General features: G+C 44.3%; 24 protein-coding genes and 1 pseudogene. 19 read left to right on the forward strand and 6 right to left on the reverse strand.

The window, feature by feature from the left end:
* The first annotated feature begins 354 nt into the window (after window positions 1–354).
* The 6 genes from AC4PG5_RS00295 (at window position 355) to rbp (ending at window position 4,166) form a co-directional block, all read left to right on the forward strand.
* Complete coding sequence (locus AC4PG5_RS00295; RefSeq protein ID WP_492029514.1) at window positions 355–708, forward strand: helix-turn-helix domain-containing protein; 354 nt, start codon at window positions 355–357, stop codon at window positions 706–708.
* Complete coding sequence (locus AC4PG5_RS00300; protein ID WP_492029515.1) at window positions 695–1,429, forward strand: ImmA/IrrE family metallo-endopeptidase; 735 nt, start codon at window positions 695–697, stop codon at window positions 1,427–1,429. Before AC4PG5_RS00295 ends, AC4PG5_RS00300 begins: the two co-directional genes overlap by 14 nt.
* On the forward strand, window positions 1,392–1,916 hold the full coding sequence (locus AC4PG5_RS00305) for a hypothetical protein (protein ID WP_492029516.1): 525 nt from the start codon (window positions 1,392–1,394) through the stop codon (window positions 1,914–1,916). Before AC4PG5_RS00300 ends, AC4PG5_RS00305 begins: the two co-directional genes overlap by 38 nt.
* 238 nt (window positions 1,917–2,154) lie before the next feature.
* The gene (locus AC4PG5_RS00310) at window positions 2,155–3,270 is read left to right on the forward strand and encodes a DEAD/DEAH box helicase (protein ID WP_492029517.1); all 1,116 of its coding nucleotides are present in this window, start codon (window positions 2,155–2,157) and stop codon (window positions 3,268–3,270) included.
* Between the two features lie 27 nt (window positions 3,271–3,297).
* Entirely contained in the window at window positions 3,298–3,750 is a 453-nt protein-coding gene (locus AC4PG5_RS00315; RefSeq protein WP_492030648.1) for a cold-shock protein, read from the forward strand.
* Window positions 3,751–3,785: 35 nt separating this feature from the next.
* Entirely contained in the window at window positions 3,786–4,166 is a 381-nt protein-coding gene (rbp, locus tag AC4PG5_RS00320; RefSeq protein ID WP_492029518.1) for an RNA-binding regulator, read from the forward strand.
* 335 nt (window positions 4,167–4,501) lie between these two features.
* On the opposite strand, the gene AC4PG5_RS00325 is transcribed toward rbp, so the two are convergent.
* Window positions 4,502–4,795 (reverse strand): DUF4248 domain-containing protein, encoded by a 294-nt coding sequence (locus AC4PG5_RS00325; RefSeq protein WP_492029519.1) that lies wholly within the window; start codon window positions 4,793–4,795, stop codon window positions 4,502–4,504.
* A 215-nt stretch (window positions 4,796–5,010) separates the two neighbouring features.
* Between AC4PG5_RS00325 and AC4PG5_RS00330 the strand changes: the two genes are divergently transcribed.
* The 4 genes from AC4PG5_RS00330 to AC4PG5_RS00345 all read left to right on the forward strand — a co-directional run bounded on the left by AC4PG5_RS00330 (window position 5,011) and on the right by AC4PG5_RS00345 (window position 7,156).
* The gene (locus AC4PG5_RS00330) at window positions 5,011–5,481 is read left to right on the forward strand and encodes an HU family DNA-binding protein (RefSeq protein WP_492029520.1); all 471 of its coding nucleotides are present in this window, start codon (window positions 5,011–5,013) and stop codon (window positions 5,479–5,481) included.
* A 148-nt stretch (window positions 5,482–5,629) separates the two neighbouring features.
* Window positions 5,630–5,722, forward strand: a complete 93-nt coding sequence (locus AC4PG5_RS00335; protein WP_492029521.1) for a smalltalk protein — start codon at window positions 5,630–5,632, stop codon at window positions 5,720–5,722.
* Between the two features lie 22 nt (window positions 5,723–5,744).
* Window positions 5,745–6,188, forward strand: coding sequence for an N-acetylmuramoyl-L-alanine amidase (locus tag AC4PG5_RS00340; RefSeq protein ID WP_492030649.1), 444 nt, complete (start codon window positions 5,745–5,747; stop codon window positions 6,186–6,188).
* Between the two features lie 254 nt (window positions 6,189–6,442).
* Entirely contained in the window at window positions 6,443–7,156 is a 714-nt protein-coding gene (locus tag AC4PG5_RS00345) for a proline and serine-rich protein 1 family protein (RefSeq protein WP_492029522.1), read from the forward strand.
* A 203-nt stretch (window positions 7,157–7,359) separates the two neighbouring features.
* Here the strand turns inward: AC4PG5_RS00345 and nudC are convergent.
* From nudC to AC4PG5_RS00360, 3 genes and pseudogenes are all read right to left on the reverse strand, one after another.
* A pseudogene (gene nudC / locus AC4PG5_RS00350) lies at window positions 7,360–8,133 on the reverse strand (NAD(+) diphosphatase); the annotation flags it as partial.
* Between the two features lie 153 nt (window positions 8,134–8,286).
* A complete protein-coding gene (locus tag AC4PG5_RS00355) occupies window positions 8,287–9,132 on the reverse strand; it encodes a helix-turn-helix domain-containing protein (RefSeq protein ID WP_492029523.1) in 846 nt (281 codons plus the stop codon).
* Window positions 9,129–9,614 carry a cytidine deaminase gene (locus AC4PG5_RS00360; protein ID WP_492029524.1) on the reverse strand — a complete coding sequence of 162 codons (486 nt, stop codon included), beginning with the start codon at window positions 9,612–9,614 and terminating at the stop codon, window positions 9,129–9,131. Before AC4PG5_RS00360 ends, AC4PG5_RS00355 begins: the two co-directional genes overlap by 4 nt.
* Before the next feature lie 108 nt (window positions 9,615–9,722).
* On the opposite strand from AC4PG5_RS00360, the gene AC4PG5_RS00365 reads away from it, so the two are divergent.
* From AC4PG5_RS00365 to AC4PG5_RS00400, 8 genes are all read left to right on the forward strand, one after another.
* On the forward strand, window positions 9,723–10,631 hold the full coding sequence (locus AC4PG5_RS00365) for a glucosaminidase domain-containing protein (protein ID WP_492029525.1): 909 nt from the start codon (window positions 9,723–9,725) through the stop codon (window positions 10,629–10,631).
* 243 nt (window positions 10,632–10,874) lie between these two features.
* Window positions 10,875–13,478 (forward strand): sensor histidine kinase, encoded by a 2,604-nt coding sequence (locus tag AC4PG5_RS00370; protein ID WP_492029526.1) that lies wholly within the window; start codon window positions 10,875–10,877, stop codon window positions 13,476–13,478.
* Window positions 13,479–13,904: 426 nt separating this feature from the next.
* The gene (locus tag AC4PG5_RS00375) at window positions 13,905–15,194 is read left to right on the forward strand and encodes an inositol-3-phosphate synthase (RefSeq protein WP_492029527.1); all 1,290 of its coding nucleotides are present in this window, start codon (window positions 13,905–13,907) and stop codon (window positions 15,192–15,194) included.
* A gap of 105 nt (window positions 15,195–15,299) precedes the next feature.
* Entirely contained in the window at window positions 15,300–15,779 is a 480-nt protein-coding gene (locus AC4PG5_RS00380) for a phosphatidylglycerophosphatase A family protein (protein ID WP_492030650.1), read from the forward strand.
* Complete coding sequence (locus AC4PG5_RS00385; protein ID WP_492029528.1) at window positions 15,764–16,261, forward strand: GtrA family protein; 498 nt, start codon at window positions 15,764–15,766, stop codon at window positions 16,259–16,261. Before AC4PG5_RS00380 ends, AC4PG5_RS00385 begins: the two co-directional genes overlap by 16 nt.
* A gap of 11 nt (window positions 16,262–16,272) precedes the next feature.
* Window positions 16,273–16,929 (forward strand): CDP-alcohol phosphatidyltransferase family protein, encoded by a 657-nt coding sequence (locus AC4PG5_RS00390; RefSeq protein ID WP_492029529.1) that lies wholly within the window; start codon window positions 16,273–16,275, stop codon window positions 16,927–16,929.
* 27 nt (window positions 16,930–16,956) lie between these two features.
* Complete coding sequence (locus AC4PG5_RS00395) at window positions 16,957–17,895, forward strand: phosphoinositol dihydroceramide synthase (protein WP_492029530.1); 939 nt, start codon at window positions 16,957–16,959, stop codon at window positions 17,893–17,895.
* A gap of 68 nt (window positions 17,896–17,963) precedes the next feature.
* A complete protein-coding gene (locus AC4PG5_RS00400) occupies window positions 17,964–18,989 on the forward strand; it encodes a lysylphosphatidylglycerol synthase transmembrane domain-containing protein (protein ID WP_492029531.1) in 1,026 nt (341 codons plus the stop codon).
* Window positions 18,990–19,031: 42 nt separating this feature from the next.
* On the opposite strand, the gene AC4PG5_RS00405 is transcribed toward AC4PG5_RS00400, so the two are convergent.
* Both AC4PG5_RS00405 and AC4PG5_RS00410 read right to left on the reverse strand, forming a co-directional pair.
* Window positions 19,032–20,606 (reverse strand): Rne/Rng family ribonuclease, encoded by a 1,575-nt coding sequence (locus AC4PG5_RS00405; protein WP_492029532.1) that lies wholly within the window; start codon window positions 20,604–20,606, stop codon window positions 19,032–19,034.
* Between the two features lie 282 nt (window positions 20,607–20,888).
* On the reverse strand, window positions 20,889–21,164 hold the full coding sequence (locus AC4PG5_RS00410; RefSeq protein ID WP_492029533.1) for an HU family DNA-binding protein: 276 nt from the start codon (window positions 21,162–21,164) through the stop codon (window positions 20,889–20,891).
* Between the two features lie 204 nt (window positions 21,165–21,368).
* Here AC4PG5_RS00410 and mutY point away from each other — a divergent pair, with 204 nt between their 5' ends.
* Window positions 21,369–22,415, forward strand: coding sequence for an A/G-specific adenine glycosylase (gene mutY, locus AC4PG5_RS00415; protein WP_492029534.1), 1,047 nt, complete (start codon window positions 21,369–21,371; stop codon window positions 22,413–22,415).
* Window positions 22,416–22,490: the final 75 nt, after the last annotated feature.

The following is a 22,490-nucleotide window of genomic DNA, read 5'->3' on the forward strand; positions in this document are numbered from 1 at the left end:
GGTGCCCGTAGTCGTGCTGGTGCCGATCGTAGTCGTGTGCCGTAGTCGTGCTGGTGCCGAAAACCTTGGAGGGCGATGATTTATCCTGCGTGGATAATTCGATATCCACGCAGGATATGGAATTATTCACGTAAGATAATTAATTATCCACGCAGGGTATTGGATGCGATCGTGCGAATAATGGGGTGCTTTTATTGCATGGGTGTGTGTTCTAATCGTCTTTATATGAGTTTGTTATTGAAAAGTTGAGAAGAGGCTATAATTAACACTAAATAAATAAACATTTGTGTGTCAATATTTGTATTTATTATAAAATAAGACTAGTTTTGCCACACAATTTAAGGAGGAGTACCTATGAAAACGATTAATCAAATAGTTGGAGATAATCTGAAAAAAATAAGAGAACTGTCCAATTTCACACAAGAGCAAGTGGCTAAATCGGTTGGTATAGAACGTTCTGCTTATAGTAATTATGAAGGAGGAACGCGGGAAGTCCCGTATGAGGTTTTGGAAAACCTTTCAAATTTGTTTGGGTGTGAACCTTTCTTGTTGTTCGAAGAACATGTCGAGGCGCAGAATGAGATTTTGGCCACGGCTTTTAGAATGTCCGATCTGGAAGAAAATGACCTGAGGGAGGTGGCGCATTTCAGAGATATTGTGAAGTCTTATCTTAAAATGGAACGCATTGCAAGGCATGAGAATAAATAGATTTGTCATAGAGAAGCAGGTTTCGGCGTTCCGTAAGGAGAATGGGCTGAGTTCGTGTGAGCCTATTTCGTTGAAAAGTTTGCTATTGAAATTGAATGTACTCACCGTCTTCAAGCCGTTGTCGGACAATTTCTCGGGGATGTGTTTGAAGGATAATTCCGAGCATCGGTTTATGTTGATTAACTCTAACCACTCTCGAGGAAGACAGCATTTTACAATTGCTCATGAATTATACCATTTGTATGTTGAGAAAAACCCCAAACCACATAAATGTAACCCGGGGTATGTTAACTCGACGATAGAGCAGGAAGCTGATCTATTCGCGGCTTTCTTGTTAATGCCTAGCGATGGGCTGTGTCAATTCATTCCTGAATCTGAGTTGATCAGTAAAGAGGTGTCGATTGGTACGATCTTAAAATTGGAACATTACTTTTCGGTGTCTCGCTCTGCACTGCTTTATCGCTTGCTTAATATTGGATTGATTGAAAAAAAGACGCATTCCGATTTGTTGCTAATCGGGGTGAAAAACTCTGCCATCTGTTATGGATACGACACCTCTTTATATGAATCTGCAAATGAAGGATTGGTGATCGGCGATTTTGGAGAGAAAGCTCATGCTTTGTTCAAAGCGAACAAAATATCGGAAGGTCACTATTGGGAATTACTCCATAAAATCAATAGTAATGGAAAGGCAGAAAACGAAGATTGTGCTCGATGCTGATGTGATTATTCATTTTATGAAGGCGAATAGCTTTCCTCTTTTGCCTGAGATCTTTCCGGAGTATGATTTCTTGATCTTGGATGTGGTTTATGAGGAGGTGGCAAAACGTTCGAAAACTAAAAATTATTTAGATAAATATCTGGCTCTCTTTCCTAAAATGAGGCAAGAAAGGTTTGCGCCCCGGGGAGAGGCGATGAAAGAGTTCTTCTCGCTTCAACAAGATCGTGGACGGGGTGAAAGTGCTTGTATGGTTTACTGTAAGTATAATCAGGATGTTTTAGGTAGCAGTAATTTGAGCGACATTAAAGTGTATTGTGCTCAAAATGGGATTGCTTATCTGACGACGATCGATTTTTTATATTATGCTTATTGCAAGGGGAAGATGACCGAACAGGAGTGCCGGGAGTTTATAGAAACGGTTAGGAATAAAGGAAGCGTGCTGCCCGATATTGATATCACAAAATATATCTGCACCGTATCGGTGTGAATACTTCATTTTTATTATTATTTTTGCAAAATATCCAATAATTCAAATATTTATCGTATCTTTGCACTTTAAACAATAAAGTTCGTCTTGACTCTTTCTCAACAATGCTTTGTTCTACTTGCTTTCCCCGTGTTAGTTGGACGTTCATCGTAAACAGATCTCAAAATTAGCTTCTTGTTTGGAGAAAATGATGGCTAATATTTATTTTTAGGCTGTTTCGTACGGCCACAACCAATTTATGACATTTAAAGAATTATCTCTTTCAGAGCCTATTTTAAAGGCTTTAGCATTAAAAAATTATCAGAGTCCGACACCTATTCAAGAAAAAGCTATTCCAGTGGTGCTTAAAGGACACGATTTACTAGGAATAGCACAAACCGGAACCGGCAAAACAGCAGCTTTTGCTATTCCTATAATACAAAAACTTGCCGAAAAAGCATCTAATCGCTCTCAGCGATCTATCGGTGCATTGATTTTAACTCCTACCAGAGAACTGGCGATTCAAATTGACGACTGTTTTAAAGATTATACAACTTACCTAAACTTGCGGCATACCGTGATTTTTGGCGGCGTGAACGCTAAACCGCAAATCGAACAATTGAGACGCGGAACGGATGTTCTGATCGCAACTCCCGGACGTTTACTCGATTTAATTGCACAAAAGTATGTGAATCTGTCACAATTAAGTATATTTGTGCTCGATGAGGCTGACCGTATGCTCGACATGGGTTTTATTCATGATATCAGACGATTGATCCCATTGCTTCCTAAGACCAGACAAACGCTTTGTTTCTCGGCAACAATGCCGACTACTATTGCAACTTTGTCGAAGTCGATCTTAAACCGTCCGCAAAAAGTGGAGGTCGCTCCTGTGGCTTCGGTGGTCGATACGATCGAACAACGATTGTATATGGCTGAGAAAGAAGAAAAAAGAGGACTGTTGATCAGCTTGCTGAACGAACAAACCGAAAAATCGGTCTTGGTCTTTTCGCGCACAAAGCATGGAGCGGATAAGATCGCAAAGATGCTGAATAAGACGGGCATCGGATGTGAAGCGATCCATGGCAATAAGACGCAGGTGGCGCGACAACGGGCGTTGACGAATTTCAAGTCGGGTAAGACGAAGGTGATTGTAGCAACCGATATCGCAGCTAGAGGCATTGATATCGCAAATTTGGAAATGGTGATTAATTACGACTTGCCGGACGTGGCTGAGACGTATGTGCACCGTATTGGACGTACCGGTAGAGCCGGTCATTCGGGAGTAGCCCTGACGCTTTGTGCTAAGGACGAACGATCAATGGTCAGAGATATTCAAAAACTGACCGGTAAGAGCATCAGAGTGATGCAATGATTTTAATATAATTATAAAAAAATAGAACTGCTAATGGCAATATCGTTTAACAAGAAAGAATTAGAGAAAAAGAAACAGACGAAGAAACAAGAAAAACTAAAACGCCGTGAAGAGCGTAAGGCGGAAGGTAGCCGCTCGTTTGAGGATATGATTGCATATGTCGACGAACATGGTCAACTTACTAATACACCGCCGGACTTAACAAGAAAAAAAGAGGAAATTGAGGTGGAGGATATTTTAATCTCAACGCCTAAAAAATCGGAAGAGGAAGTCATTACTGAATTCAATGGGAGAGTGGAGTTCTTCAATGAGAGTAAGGGATATGGATTTATTAAAGATTTGGATAGTGCGGATAAGTATTTCTTTCACATTAACAATGCTCCTCAATCAATATCAGAAAGAGACTTGGTGACTTTTAAATTGGAACGTGGAAAAAAGGGCATGAATGCCGTGGAAATCTCTATTACAAAGAAGAAATAACCAATTTCAATACTTAATTTTTAAAAAAAGAAAAAATGAACATTTATGTGGCACGTTTAAGCTTCGACACAACAAGTGAGAGCTTAGAAGAATTATTTGCAGAGTATGGTGAGGTATCTTCTGCTAACATTGTAAGAGATAGAGAAACCGGTCGTTCACGCGGATTCGGATTTGTTGAAATGGCTAATGACGAAGAAGGTCAAGCAGCTATCGACAAATTGAACGAAACAGAATTCGAAGGCAGAACTATTAGCGTAGCTGTAGCTCGTCCAAGAGAAGAAAGAGGAAATGGTGGCGGTTTTAACCGTGGCGGTGGAAATCGTGGCGGTTACGGTAGCGGAAACCGTGGCGGTGGTAACCGTGGTGGTTACGGTGGCGGTGGTAACCGTGGTGGTTATAGCAACGACCGTTATTAATAATAGGGTTAGCGGGTTTTACTCGCAACCTATGCCGATCGTATAACAGAGAAGTCGCTCTGTGTGGTTGTTAAGACTGCACGAGCGACTTTTTTCGTTTTCTTCTTCTTCCTTCCTTTTCTTTCTTTGATCCTTTTCTTTTTAATGGTCTCTTTCTTTCTCTTTATTCTCTGCTTGTTTATCCCTGCTTTTGGGTCTTCTTCCTTTTCTGTAGCAAGATTGTTCCTTATTTCTCTTTCTTTCTTTCCCCTTTCCTCTCATCTCCTTTCGCCTCTCTTATCTCCTTTCCCCTCTCTAGTCTCCTTTCGCCTCTCTTATTTCCTTTACTTTCTTTGTTATGAATCGCAGAGGCTCGTCCAACTGCTCTCCTCAGGTGGATCGGGTTCACCCAGATGGCGGACGATCAGTCGTACTTCGCGTGCGCTGAACATTTTCGACCGTGGATGGTAATCGTCGGCTTGCATCTCGTTGATCAATGCGGTGCAACGGCAGATCCACCGGTGGAGGTGCTTCACGGCGGTTTCGGGTTTGACTTGTGGGAAATAGAGGTTGGCTAGCGTGGTTTTCTCGTAGCACCGGACTCTGAATGTCATGTCTTTCATCTCTTTCATGCCTTTCATTTCTTTCATTTCTTTTCGCCTTTCTTTCTGGTTATTGATCTGAAATTACTCATTTTTAGTGAATTATACAACTATTCTGTCGTTGTTTACTTCCCGCTTTTACGGCTCTTTCTTCTTTTTCTCTGATGATGTAAATAGCTGACGGACAGTGAAGGACAATGACGGACATGCCCGTTGTCGGAGGGGTTATCTTTGCATCGTTAACCAATTAAAACAGTGTTGTTATGTCACAGAAATTTGTATTAGTGAAGCGAAAGAATGTGTTGAAACCAACCGCACCGGAGAAGTTTTATGCCATTGCGGTGAGTAATGGAATGGTCGAGACCGGTGATGTGATCCGTAGGGTTTCCGAACGGTCATCGTATTCGCAAGGGGAGCTTGAGGGAATGATCAAGGAGTTCTTGTTGGAGGTGATGAATGTGCTCGAAAAGGGGAATACGGTGCGTCTGGGTGAGTTGGGATGTTTCCATGTCACCATCTGTAATAGTAATCCGGTGGTCGATGAGAAGAAGTTTAGTGTGGCGACCTGTATCAAGGGATCGCATGTGCGTTTCATGCCGGGGCGTTTGCTTAAAAAGATGTGTAAGTCGATGGAGTATTCGTTTAGGCATCCTGAGGAAGAGGAGGGAAAGCCAACCAATGATGGAAAGCCAATCGACGATGGAAGTGGGGAGGCTCCCGATCCGATCGGCTAAATGAATGGGGAGTGGATCGAAATCTTTAATCTCTAAGCGATAATCTCTAAGCGATCATCTCTAAGTGATCATCTTTAAGCGATCATCTCTAATCTCTAATCTTAAATCAGTAATCTTCAATCTTAAATCTTTTAAAAACGAATTGAGTATGAAAAAGAGTGTTTGGAAACAGCTGTTGCAGTTGATTATTACGGTTGCTACGGCGATTGTTACGACTTTAGGCGCAAGTTCGTGCATGTAATGCTAGGTGAAGCATGAAGTTTATGGAACTGAATCCGGCGGAATACATCTCCCGTCGGATTCGTTTGATAGTGGTGCATTGCAGTGCAACACGGGTAGATGTGGATTTTGGGGTCGACGACTTGTTGCGATGTCATTTGGCCCGTGGGTTTAGAACGATCGGGTATCATTTTTATATCACGAAGGATGGACGGGTGTATCACACGCGACCGATGGCGGAGATTGGGGCGCATGCGCGAGGCTTTAACTTACACAGCCTTGGGATCTGCTATGAGGGGGGATTGGGAGTCGACGGACAGCCGACGGATACGCGCACGCCGGCTCAACGGGAAGCGTTGCGTCGGGTGTTGAGTGAGCTGAAGGAGTTGTTCCCTGAGGCCGAGATCGTGGGGCATCGACAGTTGAGCGGGGATATTCATAAGGCTTGCCCGTGCTTCGATGTTCGTAAGGAGTATGAAGATCTTTGAGAGGAAGACGGGCGAGGTGAATGTCTATCATGGATAGGAATTTTCCTATGGAAAGATCGGGTTTATACTCTTTCGTGATTTGTTTTTTATTGTATCTTTGTCGTATAACATTGAAACCTAAAGGGGTGGCTGTTGACGGGCCGGAAGGCTCTTATCCTTTCGATTGTCGATGAAAAGGGAATGGAAATAAATATGATAAGTCAATAAATGTGATAAGTCAATAAATGTGATAATTTAAAGTATAAGGAGATTAGATGATGCGTAAGTTTTTGATCGTATGCTTGATGTTGGTGGCGACTGTTGCCTTACAAGCGGCACCTTTAAAGGGGCTTTCGGTGAATAGTGTGAAGGGTCCGATCGTGGTTTGTATCGATGGACAGGAGATGTGTCCGCCGACGTTGAGTTGCTTCGTGGCGAATCTGCGCTCCGGATATTATCGGATTGAGGTGTTCGAGATCGACCCGAACAGTTCGCCGCGTTTCCCAAGACGAGGGGCGGTGCTTTATAATAACCGTATTTATATCAGTAATTCCGGGGTGAAGGAGATTGTTGTGGGCGACCGTGACGTGATCTCTACCGACCGTGATCGTGAGGATGATCGTGATGTGATTTATACCGATCGTGATCGGGATTATCGCCATGACGGTGGGAGTTATCATCGTGTGCGACCGATGAGTGCAAATACGTTCGAGACGCTTTATACTAAGGTACGTAATGAGCCGTTCGACTCCGATAAGCTGAATCTTATTCAGACGGCTGCGATTGGTGGGGCGTATTTTACATGCGACCAGTGTAAGCGGTTGATGTCGATCTATTCGTTCGACAACGATAAGATAAAGGTGTTTAAGCTGATGTATCCCAGAATCGTGGATCGCGAGAATATGTTCTTGGTGATGGATGCACTAACTTTTTCGTCAAGCAAGAATGAGATCAGTCAATTTATGCGCAACTTCGATAAAAAACGATAGAAGTTAAATTATTGAGTTTTATTTATAAAAATGATGCAGAAAGGCGGATTTCTCTGAACGAGGGATACCGCCTTTTCTGCATCTCACTGGAAGGGGGAATGATCAATGAAGCAACGGTGAGTTTATCGTCCGTTGACTTCTTGTTTCGGACGGGCATAGAAGCAGTTGAGCCCGTTAAGTTCTTTTTCTTTTTCTTTCTTTTCTTGGTCGGCAATCCACCAGTCGATCATCTGACGTGCCAAGCTGAGCTTACGTGGAATCTCAGGAAGGGCATGGCGTGGATAGAAGGCTCCCGAACTGAGTTCTTCGGCTTGTAGCTCGATCTCTCCACTTACATAGTCGGCAATGAACCCGATCATTAAGGTGTTGGGAAAGGGCCATGGCTGACTACCGAAATAGCGGATGTTGGTGATTTCGATGCCGGTCTCTTCTTTCACTTCGCGGCGAACGCACTCTTCGAGGTTCTCTCCGGTTTCGACGAAGCCGGCAACGAGGCTGTTGAACGGGCGACTGAAGTTATGGGCATGGACCAACAAGACGGAGTCTTCTTTGCGGATCAGGACAATGGTGGCCGGTGATACGGCGGGAAACATGGTGTGTCCGCATGAGGGACAGACTTTCATGATGGGTTTCTCGTGTGTCATCGGGGTGCCGCAGGCGGGACAGAAGCGACTGGTCTTGTCCCAATGGAGCATCTCGAGGGCTTTGCCGGCTAGGCTGTACTCTTCGGGTTGAAGATCGTCGTAGGCTTCGCGCAGACCTTTCATCTGAAAGCCATTGCTCTCGTCGACGGGGGTGCTTAACTCGAAGGTGCGACAAGGGATGTCACCGATCAGTCCGATTTCTTGTATGGGGTGTGTTCCGTTTTTCAGCGGGGGCTCTATGCCGAAAGGCAGCGGGTTCTGCGGCTTGTCACGATGAAGCAGCAGTCGGTCGTTATGAAAAAGGAACCAAAATGAGGGTTTATTTTCGTTCATAATCATATTTTCGTTTTAGGTCTTAAGGCTTTCGTCTTAGGCCATTTGCCTTAGACAGTGGTGCCTTAAGTCATTGTTATCTTAAGTTCTTTTTATCGAAACTCTTCGCTATTGCTTGACGTTGCTCTTTATGCGGGGGCAACGGTCGCGGAGTTACGCTTCATTGGCTTGAAGTTCTTCTTGGCGGAACTCCGAGGCGTTCTTTCCGGTGATCTTCTTAAAGAAGCGACTGAAAGAGGCGGGGTCATCAAAGCCGAGCTCGTCGCTAATCTGCTTGATGCTCTTATTGCTATAAAGTAAGAGGCGTTTGGCTTCGGCTTCCAACCGTTCGTGAATGATGCGCAACGGTGCCGGCTGCTTACACATCGAGAAGATGTTGGTGAGCGTCTTGGGCGACTTGTGGAGCATGTCGGCATAGTTCTGCACTTGTTTCTTTTCACGGAAATGTTCGTCGACCAGGTTGAAGTATTTGCGAACCACTTCGAAACTTCGCTCTTTCTCTTGTGTGATGTCGAAGGTTTTGCGGGCAATACGGGTGCACTGGATGATGAAGCTCTTAAGGTGAATACGGAGCATCTCGTCTTGATGGCGATCGACAATGTTGAACTCTTCACCGAGGCAGTTGAGCAGGTGACCGAGTTTCTCGCTTTCGTCGTCGCTGAGATCGAGCGAGAGGACATGGGTGGTACTGTTGAATAGAAAACCACTACAGGAGACTTCTTGGTCGTTGCCATAGATGCAGTAGAAGTTACTGTTGAACAGGATGGTGAGGTATTCTCCCTCTATGTTGGTGATGTCGAGGTGTTGCAGATGTGAGAGCGAGATGACTTGGTTCTTCCTCAGCGTGATGGGCTGATGGTCGATCTCTACGGTAATGGTACCTGCTCTGACCCAGATGAATTTATAAAGCCGCTTCTGCTTTTGTAGGTCGACGGCTTCATGGTAGGAATCGGTCATCGCAACGATCCCTTTGAGCTTGGTTTGATATTCTTTGATCATTGGTCTTGCATGGATGAGGATTCGAAAGTTAGAGGTAACAGGTCACAAATGCTTCCGACTTCGTAGACGCACGACTTCCCGTACAGCAGAATGCGGATGGGCTGTTGGTAACGCTTCTCGGTCTCGAGGATGACTTGCCGACACGATCCGCAAGGCGGAATAGGGCTGTCGATGAAATCGGTCTCGGTACGAGCGGCAATGGCCAAAGTGGTGACCGCTTGGTCGGGATATTGTGAGTTGGCGTAGAAGAGGGTGGTACGCTCGGCGCATAACCCCGAAGGATAGGCGGCATTCTCTTGATTGGTACCGGTCACTACCTCACCATTGGCGAGCAGTGCGGCAGCGCCAACCGAGAAATGAGAATAGGGCGCATAGCTTCGTGTCGTGGCTTCTTTGGCCAAATTGAGTAACCTCTGGTCGGCTTCATTGAGTTCTTCGAACCGGTAGACATGAATAGTAGTTGTAATGGTCAGATCTTTCATATCCGAAAAGTATTTGGTTTTTACAAATAATGTTACAAAGTTAGAAAAGAGATTGGTAATCCCAATTATTTTTATGATTTTTGTATTTCATTTATTTATGGTAATAGTATGAGGAATTATAGATATCGGCTGATCTTATTCTTTTTGGTGATTGGGCTGACTTCGGGCTTACAGGCACAACGGCGGAATGCACGCTACTTGGAGTATATTGAGAGATTCAACGACTTGGCTATCGAACAGATGCGTCTGCATCGGATACCGGCAAGCATCACGCTGGCACAGGGCTTGCTCGAGAGTGGAGCAGGGTATAGTGAGTTGGCACGAAAGAGTAATAACCATTTCGGTATTAAATGTGGCGGACGATGGAACGGTCCGTCGGTACGCCACGATGATGATGCCCGTAATGAGTGTTTCAGGGCGTATCGGCATGCACGGGAGTCGTATGAGGATCATTCCGATTTCTTACGTCGCGGAGCGCGGTATGCTTTTTTGTTTCAACTCGACATCACCGATTATAAAGGTTGGGCTCGGGGACTGAAGAAGGCGGGGTATGCTACTGATCCGTCGTATGCCAACCGACTGATTACGATCATTGAGGATTATGAACTGTATAAATACGACCGTAAGGGGGGAGCTAAGAAGACCGAGAAGGTGACCGTAGAGCGTGTGCCGATGAATGCTCATGAGGTGTTTATCGCTAATGATATCGCTTATGTGGTGGCTCGCCGAGGCGACTCGTTCCGTTCGTTGGGCGAAGAGTTCGATATCAGTTGGAAGAAACTGGTGAAGTATAACGATCTGCATAAGGATTATACGCTGACCGACGGTGATATTATCTATCTGAAGTCGAAACGGAAGAAGGCGATGGATCCGTACACGGTGTATGTGGTGAAGGACGGCGATTCGATGCATACGATCTCGCAGATGTTCGGTATTAAGTTGAAATATCTCTATAAAATGAATCGCAAGGACGGGGAATATGTACCGGAAGTTGGCGATAGATTGCGATTGAGATAAACGATATTGACTTTAATCGGTCATGAGGGTGGGCTTTTGAAAAAAGGCTCACCTTTTTTTGTGGGCTGGATGGTTTTGATCTAGGCTGAATTAGATTAAGGAAGCGATTGGAGGGCGGTAAAAGGAGTTGGATTGAAAAAATGTGATTTATTTTTGCAAAAGGAGTGTTTCTTTTTCCTTTTTTAACGTATATTTGCGAATATAGTTTTTATTTCTTTACTCAATGAGATTAATCGGATCGCTATGACGCAACAACATAATCGCCTTTTCTTTTGGTTTATCTTACTTTTGTGCTCGACCCGGGTATTTGCCGGGGATAAACAGGAAGTCTTACTCATCAATTCTTATACGCCTAATAAGGAGTGGGACGAGCAATTGCTCGATGGATTGTTGTCTGGCTTGCAGCATGAGGGATCGAATATTCGACTGACGAAAGAGTATTTGGATGCCGATTTCTGGTCGGTTGCCGCCGAGAAAGTGATCGTGAAGCGTTATTGTCAGCGGGCGGAGGAACGACAGACGGACTTGATCTTGGTCTCCGGGGAGGAGGCGTTGTATGCGCTACTGATGAGTGGGGACGAGTGGATCAAGAAGATTCCGGTGATCTTTTTTAATGTGAAGCATCCCGACTGGACGTTGATCCGGAAGTTTCCTAAGGTGCATGGGATTACGTCTCATCCCGATTATCTGGAGATCTTAAAGAAGGCACATTTCCTTTTCCCTAACCGTACAGAGACGATCTGCTTGATCAATAATAGCTTTCAGGAAGGGGAAGGAATGAGAGATTTTCTTTATCATTGGGAGGCGTATCAGAAGGAATTCTCCGATCGTTCGCTTCGCATTTATAATATTGAGAAGGACTCAACCGAATATCTCGTTTCTCAGATTTGTAATCCTCGAAACTCGGGTAATCGAGTGGTGGTGGTGCCCGACTGGTCGTTCTTTATCTCGATCTTGGGCAAGAATTCTAAGGCGCCGTTCTTCTCTCCGCAACATCGGGTGCTGAAAAATGGGGTGCTGTGTGTGTACGATGCGGACCCGACTGCCGTGGGGCGGTTGGCCGGTGAAAAGGCGGGATTGATTTTGAGTGGACATCCGCTCAACGACTTGTCGTATGAGGTGGATAGCCGGAAGTTTTACTACGACTATAAGCAGCTCGATTATTTCCATGTCGATGTGAACCGGATCGGGAAGAATGCGGATGTTTTGAATCAACCTTATCTGGGACAATATTACTGGGTTCTGATTTTATTGGTGTCTGTTGTGCTGTTTGTGTTTATCGCGGCAATCGTTTGGTTGGTTCGGGCGCGACAGAAGGAGTATAGAAGGCGCATTCATGCGCAGACTCGTCTGTTGGTACAGAATAAATTGGTGGAACAGCGACATGAGTATTATAATGTGTTCCATTCTATACGCGACGGAATTATGACGTTCGACTTGAACTTGAATATTTCGTTTGTTAATCATGCGTTGAAGGAGATGCTTCAGTTGGTGGAGAAGACTCCGGGACGTAACGACCAGATCAACGAACCGCTGTTCGAGATTGTGTCTGAGGGAAAGGATGTGTTGTATGACCTGCTTAATGAGGTGATGCGTACCGGAAAGGGGGTTTCTATCCCTGAACAGGCGTTCTTGAAGGATCTGCATAGTGAAACGTATTTTCCCGTATCGGGTGAGGTGGTTCCGATCTTGGCTAAGGAGCATGTCATTGGATTGGCTCTCTCGGTCAGAAACATTTCGAATGAGGAGATCCAGAAGCAGTTTTTCGATATGGCTGTGGCACAGAATGCCATTTATCCTTGGCAATACGACTTTTCGAAGAATCAGTTTATCTTCCCTCAAGCGTTCTTGTCTTACTTCGGACGTCCGGAGGATGGGGGACATATCATGAAAGAGGATATTCGGGCATTGGTCTATGCCGATGACTTGCCGGAAGTTTATGCGTGTTTTGAGGAGGTTCTGCAGCAGAAGGAGGGATCTAAACGGATCAATATTCGTCTGCTGAATGTCTATAAGGAATATGAATGGTGGGAGTTCCGCTTCTCGGTATTGAAGGGGTTGTCGGATAGCTTGCCTTATAGTGCGCTGGGGGTTTGTCAGAACGTGAACCGTTACAAGACTACGGAGATTGAGTTGCGAATTGCACGTGATAAGGCGTTGCAGGCTGATAAACTGAAAACGGCTTTTTTGGCTAATATGAGTCACGAGATCCGTACGCCATTAAATGCAATCGTGGGATTCTCCGACTTGTTGACGAACAAGGCCGATTTCTCGGAAGAGGAGGTGGAGCAATTCATCCTGACGATTAATAAGAACTGTTCACTGCTCTTGGCGTTGATTAACGATATTCTCGACTTGTCGCGCATTGAGTCGGGCACGATGGATTTCTTGTTTAAGCCGCACAACTTGCCGCTGTTGCTAAAGAATATATACGATTCGCAACGGTTTAATATGAAGCCGGGGGTGGAATTGCGCTTGAGCGTTCCTGAGGGAGATAAACGGTATGTCATCAGTGACAGCGTACGTCTGCAACAGGTGATCAATAACTTGATTAATAATGCGGCGAAGTTTACGACGGAGGGGCATGTGCTCTTTGGTTATGAACCTGATGAGACTCCGGGCTATGTCTGTCTGTTTGTTGAGGATTCGGGAGTGGGGATCGATGCGAATAACATCCGACACATCTTCGAACGGTTCTATAAGGTGGATAATTTCACGCAGGGAGCGGGACTTGGACTGAGCATTTGTTATACGATCGTGGAACGGTTGTGCGGAAAGATTTCTGTGACTTCCGAACCGGGTCAAGGGACTCGTTTTGAGGTTCGTATCCCTGAAAATTATCGATAGATAAATAATCTTGAGTCAGTTCTGATGGAGTTTTGGAACGTCGGCAAGGTTGTTATGTTTGTTTTGTTGTAATTTGTTATCGCATAACCGGAAGAAAGGTAGTGTGAATAATTCTATATATTATATTATTTTAATGTATTGAGAATTAAGTGGCTTTTAGGTCTTTCGTTGAAAAGATTTTAAACTGAGTCTTTTGTGATTTTTGGAAAATAACTATTTGTTTTTGAATTTGTTTGGTTGCGCTGGAATAGTTCTTTACAAAAAAAGATGAATGACCGAATTGATGGCTGTTTGCTCTGTGTTATATATGTATTTTTTAAGTTAAATCCTGCTAATTGTTGATCAGGAATTTACTAAAACATGTATTAATAATTAAATAATTTTATTTTTGCATTAATTTTGATTTAATCTTAATATAGAATAGATATGGAGAAAGAAATTAAACCGGCTACCGGACGCTTAGGAGTCTTGGTAGTTGGAGTGGGAGGTGCCGTTTCCACAACTATGATTACAGGTACATTAGCTTCTCGTAAAGGACTGTCAAAACCCATCGGTTCTATTACTCAATTGGCCTCGATGCGGATGCAAAACAATGAAGAGAAATTGGTGAAAGAGATTGTTCCTTTAACCGATTTGAACGACATTGTCTTTGGCGGATGGGATATTTTCCCGGATAATGCTTATGAGGCTGCTCTATATGCGGAAGTATTGAAAGAGAAAGATCTACGAGGAGTGAAAGAAGAGTTGGAGACGATTAAACCGATGCCTGCTGCTTTCGACCATGAATGGGCTAAACGCCTGAATGGTACTCATGTAAAGAAGGTAACCGATCGTTGGGATATGGTGGAACAACTTCGTCAGGATATCCGTCGGTTTAAAGCGGATAATCATTGCGAACGCGTGGTGGTGCTCTGGGCAGCCAGTACGGAGATCTATATTCCATTGTCGGATGAGCATATGTCGCTTGCTGCTTTGGAAAAAGCAATGAAAGAGGACAACAGAAAGGTGATCTCGCCAAGTATGTGTTATGCTTATGCAGCAATCGCTGAAGGCGCTCCGTTCGTGATGGGGGCACCGAACTTATGTGTCGATACACCTGCAATGTGGGAGTTCTCAAAGAAAATGAATGTGCCTATCTCGGGAAAAGACTTTAAGAGTGGACAGACTTTGATGAAAACAGTACTTGCACCGATGTTTAAGACACGTATGTTAGGATTGAATGGTTGGTTCTCAACAAATATCCTAGGTAACCGTGACGGTGAGGTGCTCGATGATCCGGACAACTTCAAAACAAAAGAGGTGAGCAAGCTTTCGGTAATCGACACGATTCTTGAACCTGAAAAGTATCCTGACTTGTATGGGGATGTGTATCATAAGGTACGTATCAACTATTATCCGCCACGTAAGGATAATAAGGAAGCTTGGGATAATATCGATATCTTTGGTTGGATGGGCTATCCAATGGAAATTAAGGTGAACTTCTTATGCCGCGACTCTATCTTGGCAGCACCGATCGCACTCGATTTGGTCTTGTTCTCTGACTTGGCTTCTCGTGCCGGTATGTGTGGCATTCAGACTTGGTTGTCGTTCTTCTGTAAGAGTCCGATGCACGACTTTGAGCATCAACCGGAACATGACTTGTTCACTCAATGGCGCATCGTGAAACAGACGTTGCGTAACATGGTTGGAGAGAAAGAACCTGATTATTTATCATAATTATTACTTATCATAATTTGGTATTTTGAATGGAAAAAGATTGAGAATTTGATAATCATTGGCTGATGAGTTGAGTTCTCAATCTTTTTTTTAATGTTTGTTGACGTGGAGAAGAAACCTTGGTTACCTTTGATCATTTCTACCGGATTCGGATCGGGCTTTTCGCCTGTCGCACCCGGAACGGCAGGGGCTTTATTGGCCACTTTGCTTTGGCTTGTTGCGCACGATGTGCTTTCTTATTGGATGGTGATCGGTCTGACGATCGGGGCGATTATTGTCTTTACTGTAGCCGGTATATGGTCGGCTAACCGAATGGAGAAGTACTGGGGGAAAGATCCTTCAAAGGTGGTGGTCGATGAGATGGTTGGCGTATGGATAGCCTTATTGGCGGTGCCTGATACGGTGGCCTGGCCTTGGTATGCTTTAGGAGCGTTTGTCTTGTTTCGCCTGCTCGATATTTTTAAGCCATTAGGCATTAGGCGGATGGAACGTTTTAAAGGTGGAGTCGGGGTGATGATGGATGATATTCTGGCCGGTGTTTATGGCTTTATAATCTTGATGGGTATACAATGGTGGGTTGGCTGAAAGAGATATCGCGAAAGATGGCGAGTGAGGGAGGCGTGTTTATGTTTATCAGAGCTCAACTCTCGGCTCAGATCGCTACGTTGGTCGACTTTCTGGTGACGATCTTGTTGGTCTCCTTTTTTGATATCTATTATGTTTATGCCACCTTTATCGGAGCGGTCTACGGAGGAATCGTCAATGGGGTAGTCAACTATCGCTGGACGTTCAAAGCAACCGATTGTAAGAAAATCAATGTGGCGATAAAGTTTGTGATGGTTTGGCTGTGTAGCATCGGGTTCAACACTTGGGGGACGTATCTGCTTACCGAACAGCTGGGGCGTATCCCGTGGGTGAAGCACTCTTTGAGCCTTTATTTCGGTGATTATTTTATTCTCTCTAAAGTCGTGGTCGCGATCATCGTTGCGATTTGTTGGAACTATAATATGCAACGCTGGTTTGTGTATAGAAAAACCGCTTTGGAGGGCTTTTTTGAACGAAAATAAATGGAAGGAATATGAATTATAGAGATTGGTTACAACAAGTGATTTATAAGGTGATTAATCCCTTGATTAAGGGAATGATCAAGGTTGGGATTACTCCTAATGTGATAACGACTGTGGGCTTTTTGCTTAATGTCTTGGCCGCAGGTGTTTTGGTGTATACCGGTTTGTATAGCAGCGACGGCAGTCTGAAACCTTTGGGCTGGGCCGGAGGAATCATTCTCTTCGCGGGACTGTTCGACATGATGGATGGCCGTGTGGCACGCATGGGTAATATGAGTTCGACGTTTGGTGCTTTGTACGACTCGGTATTGGATCGTTACAGCGAGTTGGTGACGTTCTTTGGCTTGTGTTATTTCTTGTTTATGAGAGGCTATTTCGTGGCATCGATGGTTGGATTTATTGCTCTGATCGGTTCGCTGATGGTGAGTTATGTGCGTGCAAGAGCCGAAGGGTTGGGCATTGAGTGTAAGGTTGGATTCATGCAGCGTCCGGAGCGGGTGGTACTCACGAGTTTGGGAGCATTGTTCTGTGGCATTTTTAGTGAGACCACGGTGGTCGATCCGATCATGATTCTGGTTGTTCCTTTGATCTTGATTGCTGTGTTTGCCAATATAACTGCTTTTGTGCGTATTGAGCATTGTCGTCGTGTGTTGAAAGAGATGAAGTGATTATTTTGGAGTGGAATAGGTATGAGTGTGAGTTCGCATTTATTAAGCCGTCCGTCCCGTAGGGAGTCGTTGACGGTCTTTTCTTTTATTGGTTTGTTTTTGGCTTTAACGTCGAGTTTCATCGGACTTCGTCCGGAGCATTTGTTTATGGCTGTTGTCTTTACGGGGTTGTTCTTCTTCAACCGGAGTACTCGTAAGTTGGCTGTGGCTTTGCTGCCTTTCATTATCTTTGGGGTATCGTACGATTGGATGCGTGTTTATCCAAACTATGAGGTGAACCCGATTGATGTGGCGGAGTTGTATGGATTGGAACAGAAATGGTTTGGGTTTTACGATCAAGGAGCGTTGATGATTCCTTGTGAATATTTTGCCGCTCATCACCATCCGGTGGCCGATCTCTTTGCCGGACTGTTCTATTTGTGTTGGGTGCCTGTGCCGATTGCGTTCGGTTTATGGCTCTACTTCTCGAAGTCGAGAGCGTTGTACCTACGCTTTGCAATGGTTTTCTTATTTGTTAACTTGATCGGCTTTGTCGGCTATTATGTTCATCCGGCGGCACCACCTTGGTATGCCCTTCGTTATGGCTTTGAACCGATCCTTCATACACCGGGCGATCCTGCAGGGTTGTTGCGGTTCGATCAGCTGACCGGTCTCACTCTTTTTGAGTCCATGTACGGACGAAATGCCAATGTGTTTGCTGCGGTGCCGTCGCTTCATGCGGCTTATATGGTGGTAGCCCTTGTCTATGCTTGGATCAGGAAGTGCTCTTGGCCTGTGATCACCTTATTTGCGGTGATTATGGTTGGCATCTGGACAACGGCTGTCTACACGTCGCATCACTACATTATCGATGTGATACTGGGCGTTGGTTGTGCGTTAGTCGGAATCTGGATCTTCGAAAAGGGACTGATGAATTTACCGGCATTTAAACGGTTCTTCGATCGTTATCGTCGTTATATTGAATAAAGTTGCTATCTTGTCAAACGATGGATTGAGTAAACTTCTGACTGTGAAAAATAAAGAAGGAGCGGACGATGAAAGATAAGTATCGGAATTGGTTTTTAGGGTTTGGTGTGGTTGCTGTGGTGGTAATGATTCTATCGTTCGATATGGATTATTACGATTTATGGTTGAACCTGAAGCGGGCCGGAGGTTATCTGCCTTTGATTCTCCTGCTTTGGTTAGTGATTTATGTCCTCAATACCTGTTCTTGGTATGTGATTATTCGCAGCGATGGACAGACCCACTTTTCCTTTATGCGCTTGTATAAGATCACCGTATCCGGCTTTGCACTGAACTATGTGACTCCGGTGGGACTGATGGGGGGAGAGCCTTATCGCATTATGGAGCTGACTCCGTACGTTGGAGTGGAGCGCGCTACCTCGTCGGTCGTCCTTTATGTCATGACTCATATCTTTTCGCATTTCTGTTTGTGGATGAGTGCCGTAATCCTCTACCTCTGTCTTTATCCCGTTGGGTGGGCTATGGGGCTGGTCTTGGCATTCGTCACGCTGTTTTGTGTCTTGCTCGGCGGACTCTTTGTGCGAGGCTATCGCCAAGGGATGGCTGCGGCTGTGATCCGTCTGGGGACCATGATTCCTTATTTGAAGAGGCATGCCCTTCGTCTGGCTGAAGCTCATCGTGATAAGATTGAAGTCATCGACCAACAAATCGCCTTGCTCCATCGACAGAAGAAGCGTCATTTTTATACGGCTCTCTTCTCGGAATATCTGGCGCGAGTGGTGAGTTGCTTGGAGGTCTGGCTCATCTTAAATATTCTAACGACCAATGTCTCGTTCTGGGATTGTATACTCATTGTTGCCTTTTCATCGCTGTTGGCCAACCTCTTGTTTTTTATGCCGATGCAGATCGGTGGGCGTGAGGGCGGTTTTGCTTTGGCGGTCGAAGGTCTTTCGCTCACCGGAGCTTATGGCGTTTATACGGCCTTGATTACGCGTGTACGTGAAATTGTTTGGATCTTGATCGGTCTGGCTTTGATGAAGATCGGTAATAAGAAACCTGTTTCGAGTGATCCTCCTAAGAACACCACACGTGAATAAGATACAAAAAAGGCGGTCATCACTCAGATGCCGCCTTCTTTATTATTTAATCTCAAATTCTTCCTTCATGTCGATTTCCTCGCCGTCTGTATCATAGAATACATATTCAAGGAAAGCCAACTTCTGACTTGGAATAATTTTAATACCAAACCCGTACTTGAATAGCCATTTATGCTTCAGAGAGAAAAGTCCCTGATTGATATACGCTGCTATATACGGGTGGATGTGAAGTGAGAACTTCGTTACCTTCAACTTGTTGACTAGGTAGTCAATTTTACTCTCTAAGGTGTCTGTAAAGAGAATCGACGATTTGATTTTCCCTTTACCGAAGCAGGTCGGACAAATCTCAGTCGTGTTGACGTCCATGGCCGGACGTACGCGCTGTCTGGTGATCTGCATCAGACCAAACTTACTCAGTGGAAGGATGTTGTGTCTTGCTCTGTCTTTTTGCATGTTGGCACACATCCGTTCGTAAAGCTTCTGACGGTTTTCGGCTTCATTCATATCGATGAAGTCGACGACAATGATTCCTCCCATATCCCTCAATCGTAATTGGCGAGCCAGCTCGTCGGCAGCTCCCAGATTGACTTCGAGTGCATTACCTTCCTGTCCGTTGGCATTCTTAGTGCGGTTACCGCTGTTCACGTCGACGACATGAAGCGCCTCTGTATGCTCAATAATCAAGTAGGCACCACTCTTGTAGGATATAGTCTTTCCAAAAGAGGATTTAATTTGTTTGGTAATCCCAAAATTGTCGTAAATAGGAAGTTGCCCTTTGTACAGCTTGACGATGTTAGAGCGTTCGGGTGCGATCAGAGTAACGTAATCTTTAATCTCGTTATAGACCTCTTCGTTATTCACGTGGATGTTTTCAAACGATGGATTGAAAAGATCGCGTAAAAGTCCGACAGCCCGACTGGTCTCCTCGTAGATTAACGTTGGATACTTCGTCGCCTTCTGTACTTTAACCATGGCATCTTCCAGATGCTTGAGCAACACTTTGAGCTCCCCGTCGAGTTCGGCTACGCGTTTTCCTTCGGCTACTGTCCGTACGATGACGCCCACGTTTTTGGGCTTGATGCTCATCAGTAACTGCTTAAGCCTTGCGCGCTCTTCGCTCGATTTAATTTTTTGAGAAACAGAAACTTTATCGTTAAAAGGAATAAGAACCAAATATCGACCGGCGAAAGAGATTTCTGAAGTCAATCGTGGTCCTTTGGTTGAGATGGGCTCTTTAACGATCTGTACAACCACTTCCTGACCGACTTTCAGAATATTCGAGATACTTCCGTCTTTTTCGATATCCGGGAGGATGGTTGCCTTGCTGATGGGGTTAAGCTTCTTTTTGTTGCTTAAGGTTTGCTTTACATACTTTTCTAGAGAGTTGAATTGAGGCCCTAAATCTAAATAATGAAGGAAAGCGTCTTTCTCATAGCCGACATCCACAAAGCATGCATTTAGTCCGGGCATCAGTTTCTTGATGCGTCCCAAATACATATTACCCACAGAAAAGGAAAGGTTTCTTCCTTCGCTTTGAAGTTCGACTAAGCTTTTATCTTCGAGTAAAGCTATAGAGACTTCTTTGGGTTGTACATCTACTACTAATTCGCTGGTCACAATTTGTATTTTCCTATGTTATTTATGTTTATAAAAATGAACAATCTATACTCTCTTTTGTTCATTTCATCGGGTCTTTAAACAAAGAACAAACTTGAAAGACAATAGCTTCACAAGTTTGTTCTTTATTTCTGCTTAGAGCAGACTTTAAAGCTTATTTTTTGCTTTTATGTCTGTTCTTTCTTAGTCTTTTTTTACGCTTGTGCGTTGACATTTTATGTCTTTTTTTCTTCTTTCCGCTTGGCATAGCTTCAAAATTTTATGGGTTAATACTCTTGTTTATTATTTCTTTACTGCAATGGTAAACGTCTTTGCAGGTTTGAATGCCGGAATGTTGTGTTCCGGAATGATGATCGTTGTGTTTTTAGAGATGTTACGAGCTGTTTTTTGAGCTCTTTTCTTCACTACGAAGCTACCAAAACCACGAAGATATACATTGTCATCATTCGAAAGTGATTCTTTCACTGCTTCCATAAAGGCTTCAACAGTAGTAAGAACAGTCACCTTATCAATACCTGTTTTTTTTGTAATCTCGTTTACAATGTCTGCTTTAGTCATTTTGTCCTAAAAAAAATATTATTACTATGTTCTTTCTAATTTTTTGGACTGCAAATATATAGCTTTTTGGTGTCCTAAAAAAATATATTCTGCACATTTTTCTAAAAAAGTCATTCTATTGGCTGATCTTCATTACATTTGCAGAAATCTTCCCGGATCTATGATCACGGGAGGAATTGTTTAACTTTTGACCGGATAGTAGGTATGAGTGTTTTTAGTAAGGTGTTGATCGATTGGTATAAAGAGAATGGGCGTCGTCTGCCATGGCGTGAACTTTCCGATCCGTATTTGATTTGGATCTCGGAAATTATTCTGCAACAGACGCAGGTGAAGCAGGGATACGATTATTATTTACGTTTTGTAGAACGCTTCCCCGATGTGACGACATTGGCGTCGGCTTCGGAGGATGAGGTGATGAAATATTGGCAGGGATTGGGCTATTATTCGCGTGCACGTAACTTGCATGCGGCGGCAAAAAGTATGAATGGAGTATTCCCAACCGACTATAAAGGGGTGCTGGCACTTAAGGGGGTAGGCGATTATACTGCTGCAGCGATTTGCTCCTTTGCTTATGGCATGCCTTATGCGGTGGTCGATGGTAATGTGTACCGTGTGTTGTCGCGTTATCTAGGCATAGACACTCCGATCGATTCGACTCCGGGAAAGAAGTTGTTTGCGGCGACGGCACAAGAATTGCTCGACCAGAAACATTCCGACAGTTATAACCAAGCCATCATGGATTTCGGAGCTCTGCAATGTACCCCGAAATCGCCCGATTGTATCCGCTGCCCGTTAGCCGATTCTTGCGCGGCTCTTGCCACCGGGACGGTGAATGTTTTGCCGGTGAAACAGCATAAAACGAAAACAACCAACCGATATTTTAACTATATATATGTACGCATGGGCGCGCATACTTTTTTGCAAAAGCGTTCGGGCAATGACATTTGGAAAAACCTCTTTGAGTTTCCGTTGGTCGAGTCGGAGACGTTGCTTTCGGAAGAAGAGTTCTTGCGATCAGATGCTTTTCGTGCCTTCCTCGTGCCCGGTGAGCCGATCACCGTTCGAACGGTTTGTCGCGAAATCAAGCACGTCCTTTCGCATCGGGTCATTTACGCCAACTTCTATGAAGTCACGCTACCCGAAGGTTCGGAAGCCTTTAACACCTTTCTTCGGATCGACCTGAACGATTTGGAACGCTATGCCGTGTCGAGATTAATGCACCTTTTTATTGAGAAATATATTTTGAAATAAAGTTGAAAAATGGAGTTATAAAAATAGGATGAACATTTGCATTCTATTTTATTTCTGTTTATTTTTGGCAATAAA

The sequence above is a fragment of the Bacteroides sp. QWL-09 genome, assembly GCF_058683585.1.

Bases quoted from the DNA above. Each gene is read 5' to 3' on its own strand.
- AC4PG5_RS00295 (WP_492029514.1), top strand. From the start codon at position 355: ATGAAAACGATTAATCAAATAGTTGGAGATAATCTGAAAAAAATAAGA.
- AC4PG5_RS00300 (WP_492029515.1), top strand. From the start codon at position 695: ATGAGAATAAATAGATTTGTCATAGAGAAGCAGGTTTCGGCGTTCCGT.
- AC4PG5_RS00305 (WP_492029516.1), top strand. From the start codon at position 1,392: ATGGAAAGGCAGAAAACGAAGATTGTGCTCGATGCTGATGTGATTATT.
- AC4PG5_RS00310 (WP_492029517.1), top strand. From the start codon at position 2,155: ATGACATTTAAAGAATTATCTCTTTCAGAGCCTATTTTAAAGGCTTTA.
- rbp (WP_492029518.1), top strand. From the start codon at position 3,786: ATGAACATTTATGTGGCACGTTTAAGCTTCGACACAACAAGTGAGAGC.
- AC4PG5_RS00325 (WP_492029519.1), bottom strand. From the start codon at position 4,795: ATGAAAGAAATGAAAGGCATGAAAGAGATGAAAGACATGACATTCAGA.
- AC4PG5_RS00330 (WP_492029520.1), top strand. From the start codon at position 5,011: ATGTCACAGAAATTTGTATTAGTGAAGCGAAAGAATGTGTTGAAACCA.
- AC4PG5_RS00335 (WP_492029521.1), top strand. From the start codon at position 5,630: ATGAAAAAGAGTGTTTGGAAACAGCTGTTGCAGTTGATTATTACGGTT.
- AC4PG5_RS00340 (WP_492030649.1), top strand. From the start codon at position 5,745: ATGGAACTGAATCCGGCGGAATACATCTCCCGTCGGATTCGTTTGATA.
- AC4PG5_RS00345 (WP_492029522.1), top strand. From the start codon at position 6,443: ATGATGCGTAAGTTTTTGATCGTATGCTTGATGTTGGTGGCGACTGTT.
- AC4PG5_RS00355 (WP_492029523.1), bottom strand. From the start codon at position 9,132: ATGATCAAAGAATATCAAACCAAGCTCAAAGGGATCGTTGCGATGACC.
- AC4PG5_RS00360 (WP_492029524.1), bottom strand. From the start codon at position 9,614: ATGAAAGATCTGACCATTACAACTACTATTCATGTCTACCGGTTCGAA.
- AC4PG5_RS00365 (WP_492029525.1), top strand. From the start codon at position 9,723: ATGAGGAATTATAGATATCGGCTGATCTTATTCTTTTTGGTGATTGGG.
- AC4PG5_RS00370 (WP_492029526.1), top strand. From the start codon at position 10,875: ATGACGCAACAACATAATCGCCTTTTCTTTTGGTTTATCTTACTTTTG.
- AC4PG5_RS00375 (WP_492029527.1), top strand. From the start codon at position 13,905: ATGGAGAAAGAAATTAAACCGGCTACCGGACGCTTAGGAGTCTTGGTA.
- AC4PG5_RS00385 (WP_492029528.1), top strand. From the start codon at position 15,764: ATGGTGGGTTGGCTGAAAGAGATATCGCGAAAGATGGCGAGTGAGGGA.
- AC4PG5_RS00390 (WP_492029529.1), top strand. From the start codon at position 16,273: ATGAATTATAGAGATTGGTTACAACAAGTGATTTATAAGGTGATTAAT.
- AC4PG5_RS00400 (WP_492029531.1), top strand. From the start codon at position 17,964: ATGAAAGATAAGTATCGGAATTGGTTTTTAGGGTTTGGTGTGGTTGCT.
- AC4PG5_RS00410 (WP_492029533.1), bottom strand. From the start codon at position 21,164: ATGACTAAAGCAGACATTGTAAACGAGATTACAAAAAAAACAGGTATT.
- mutY (WP_492029534.1), top strand. From the start codon at position 21,369: ATGAGTGTTTTTAGTAAGGTGTTGATCGATTGGTATAAAGAGAATGGG.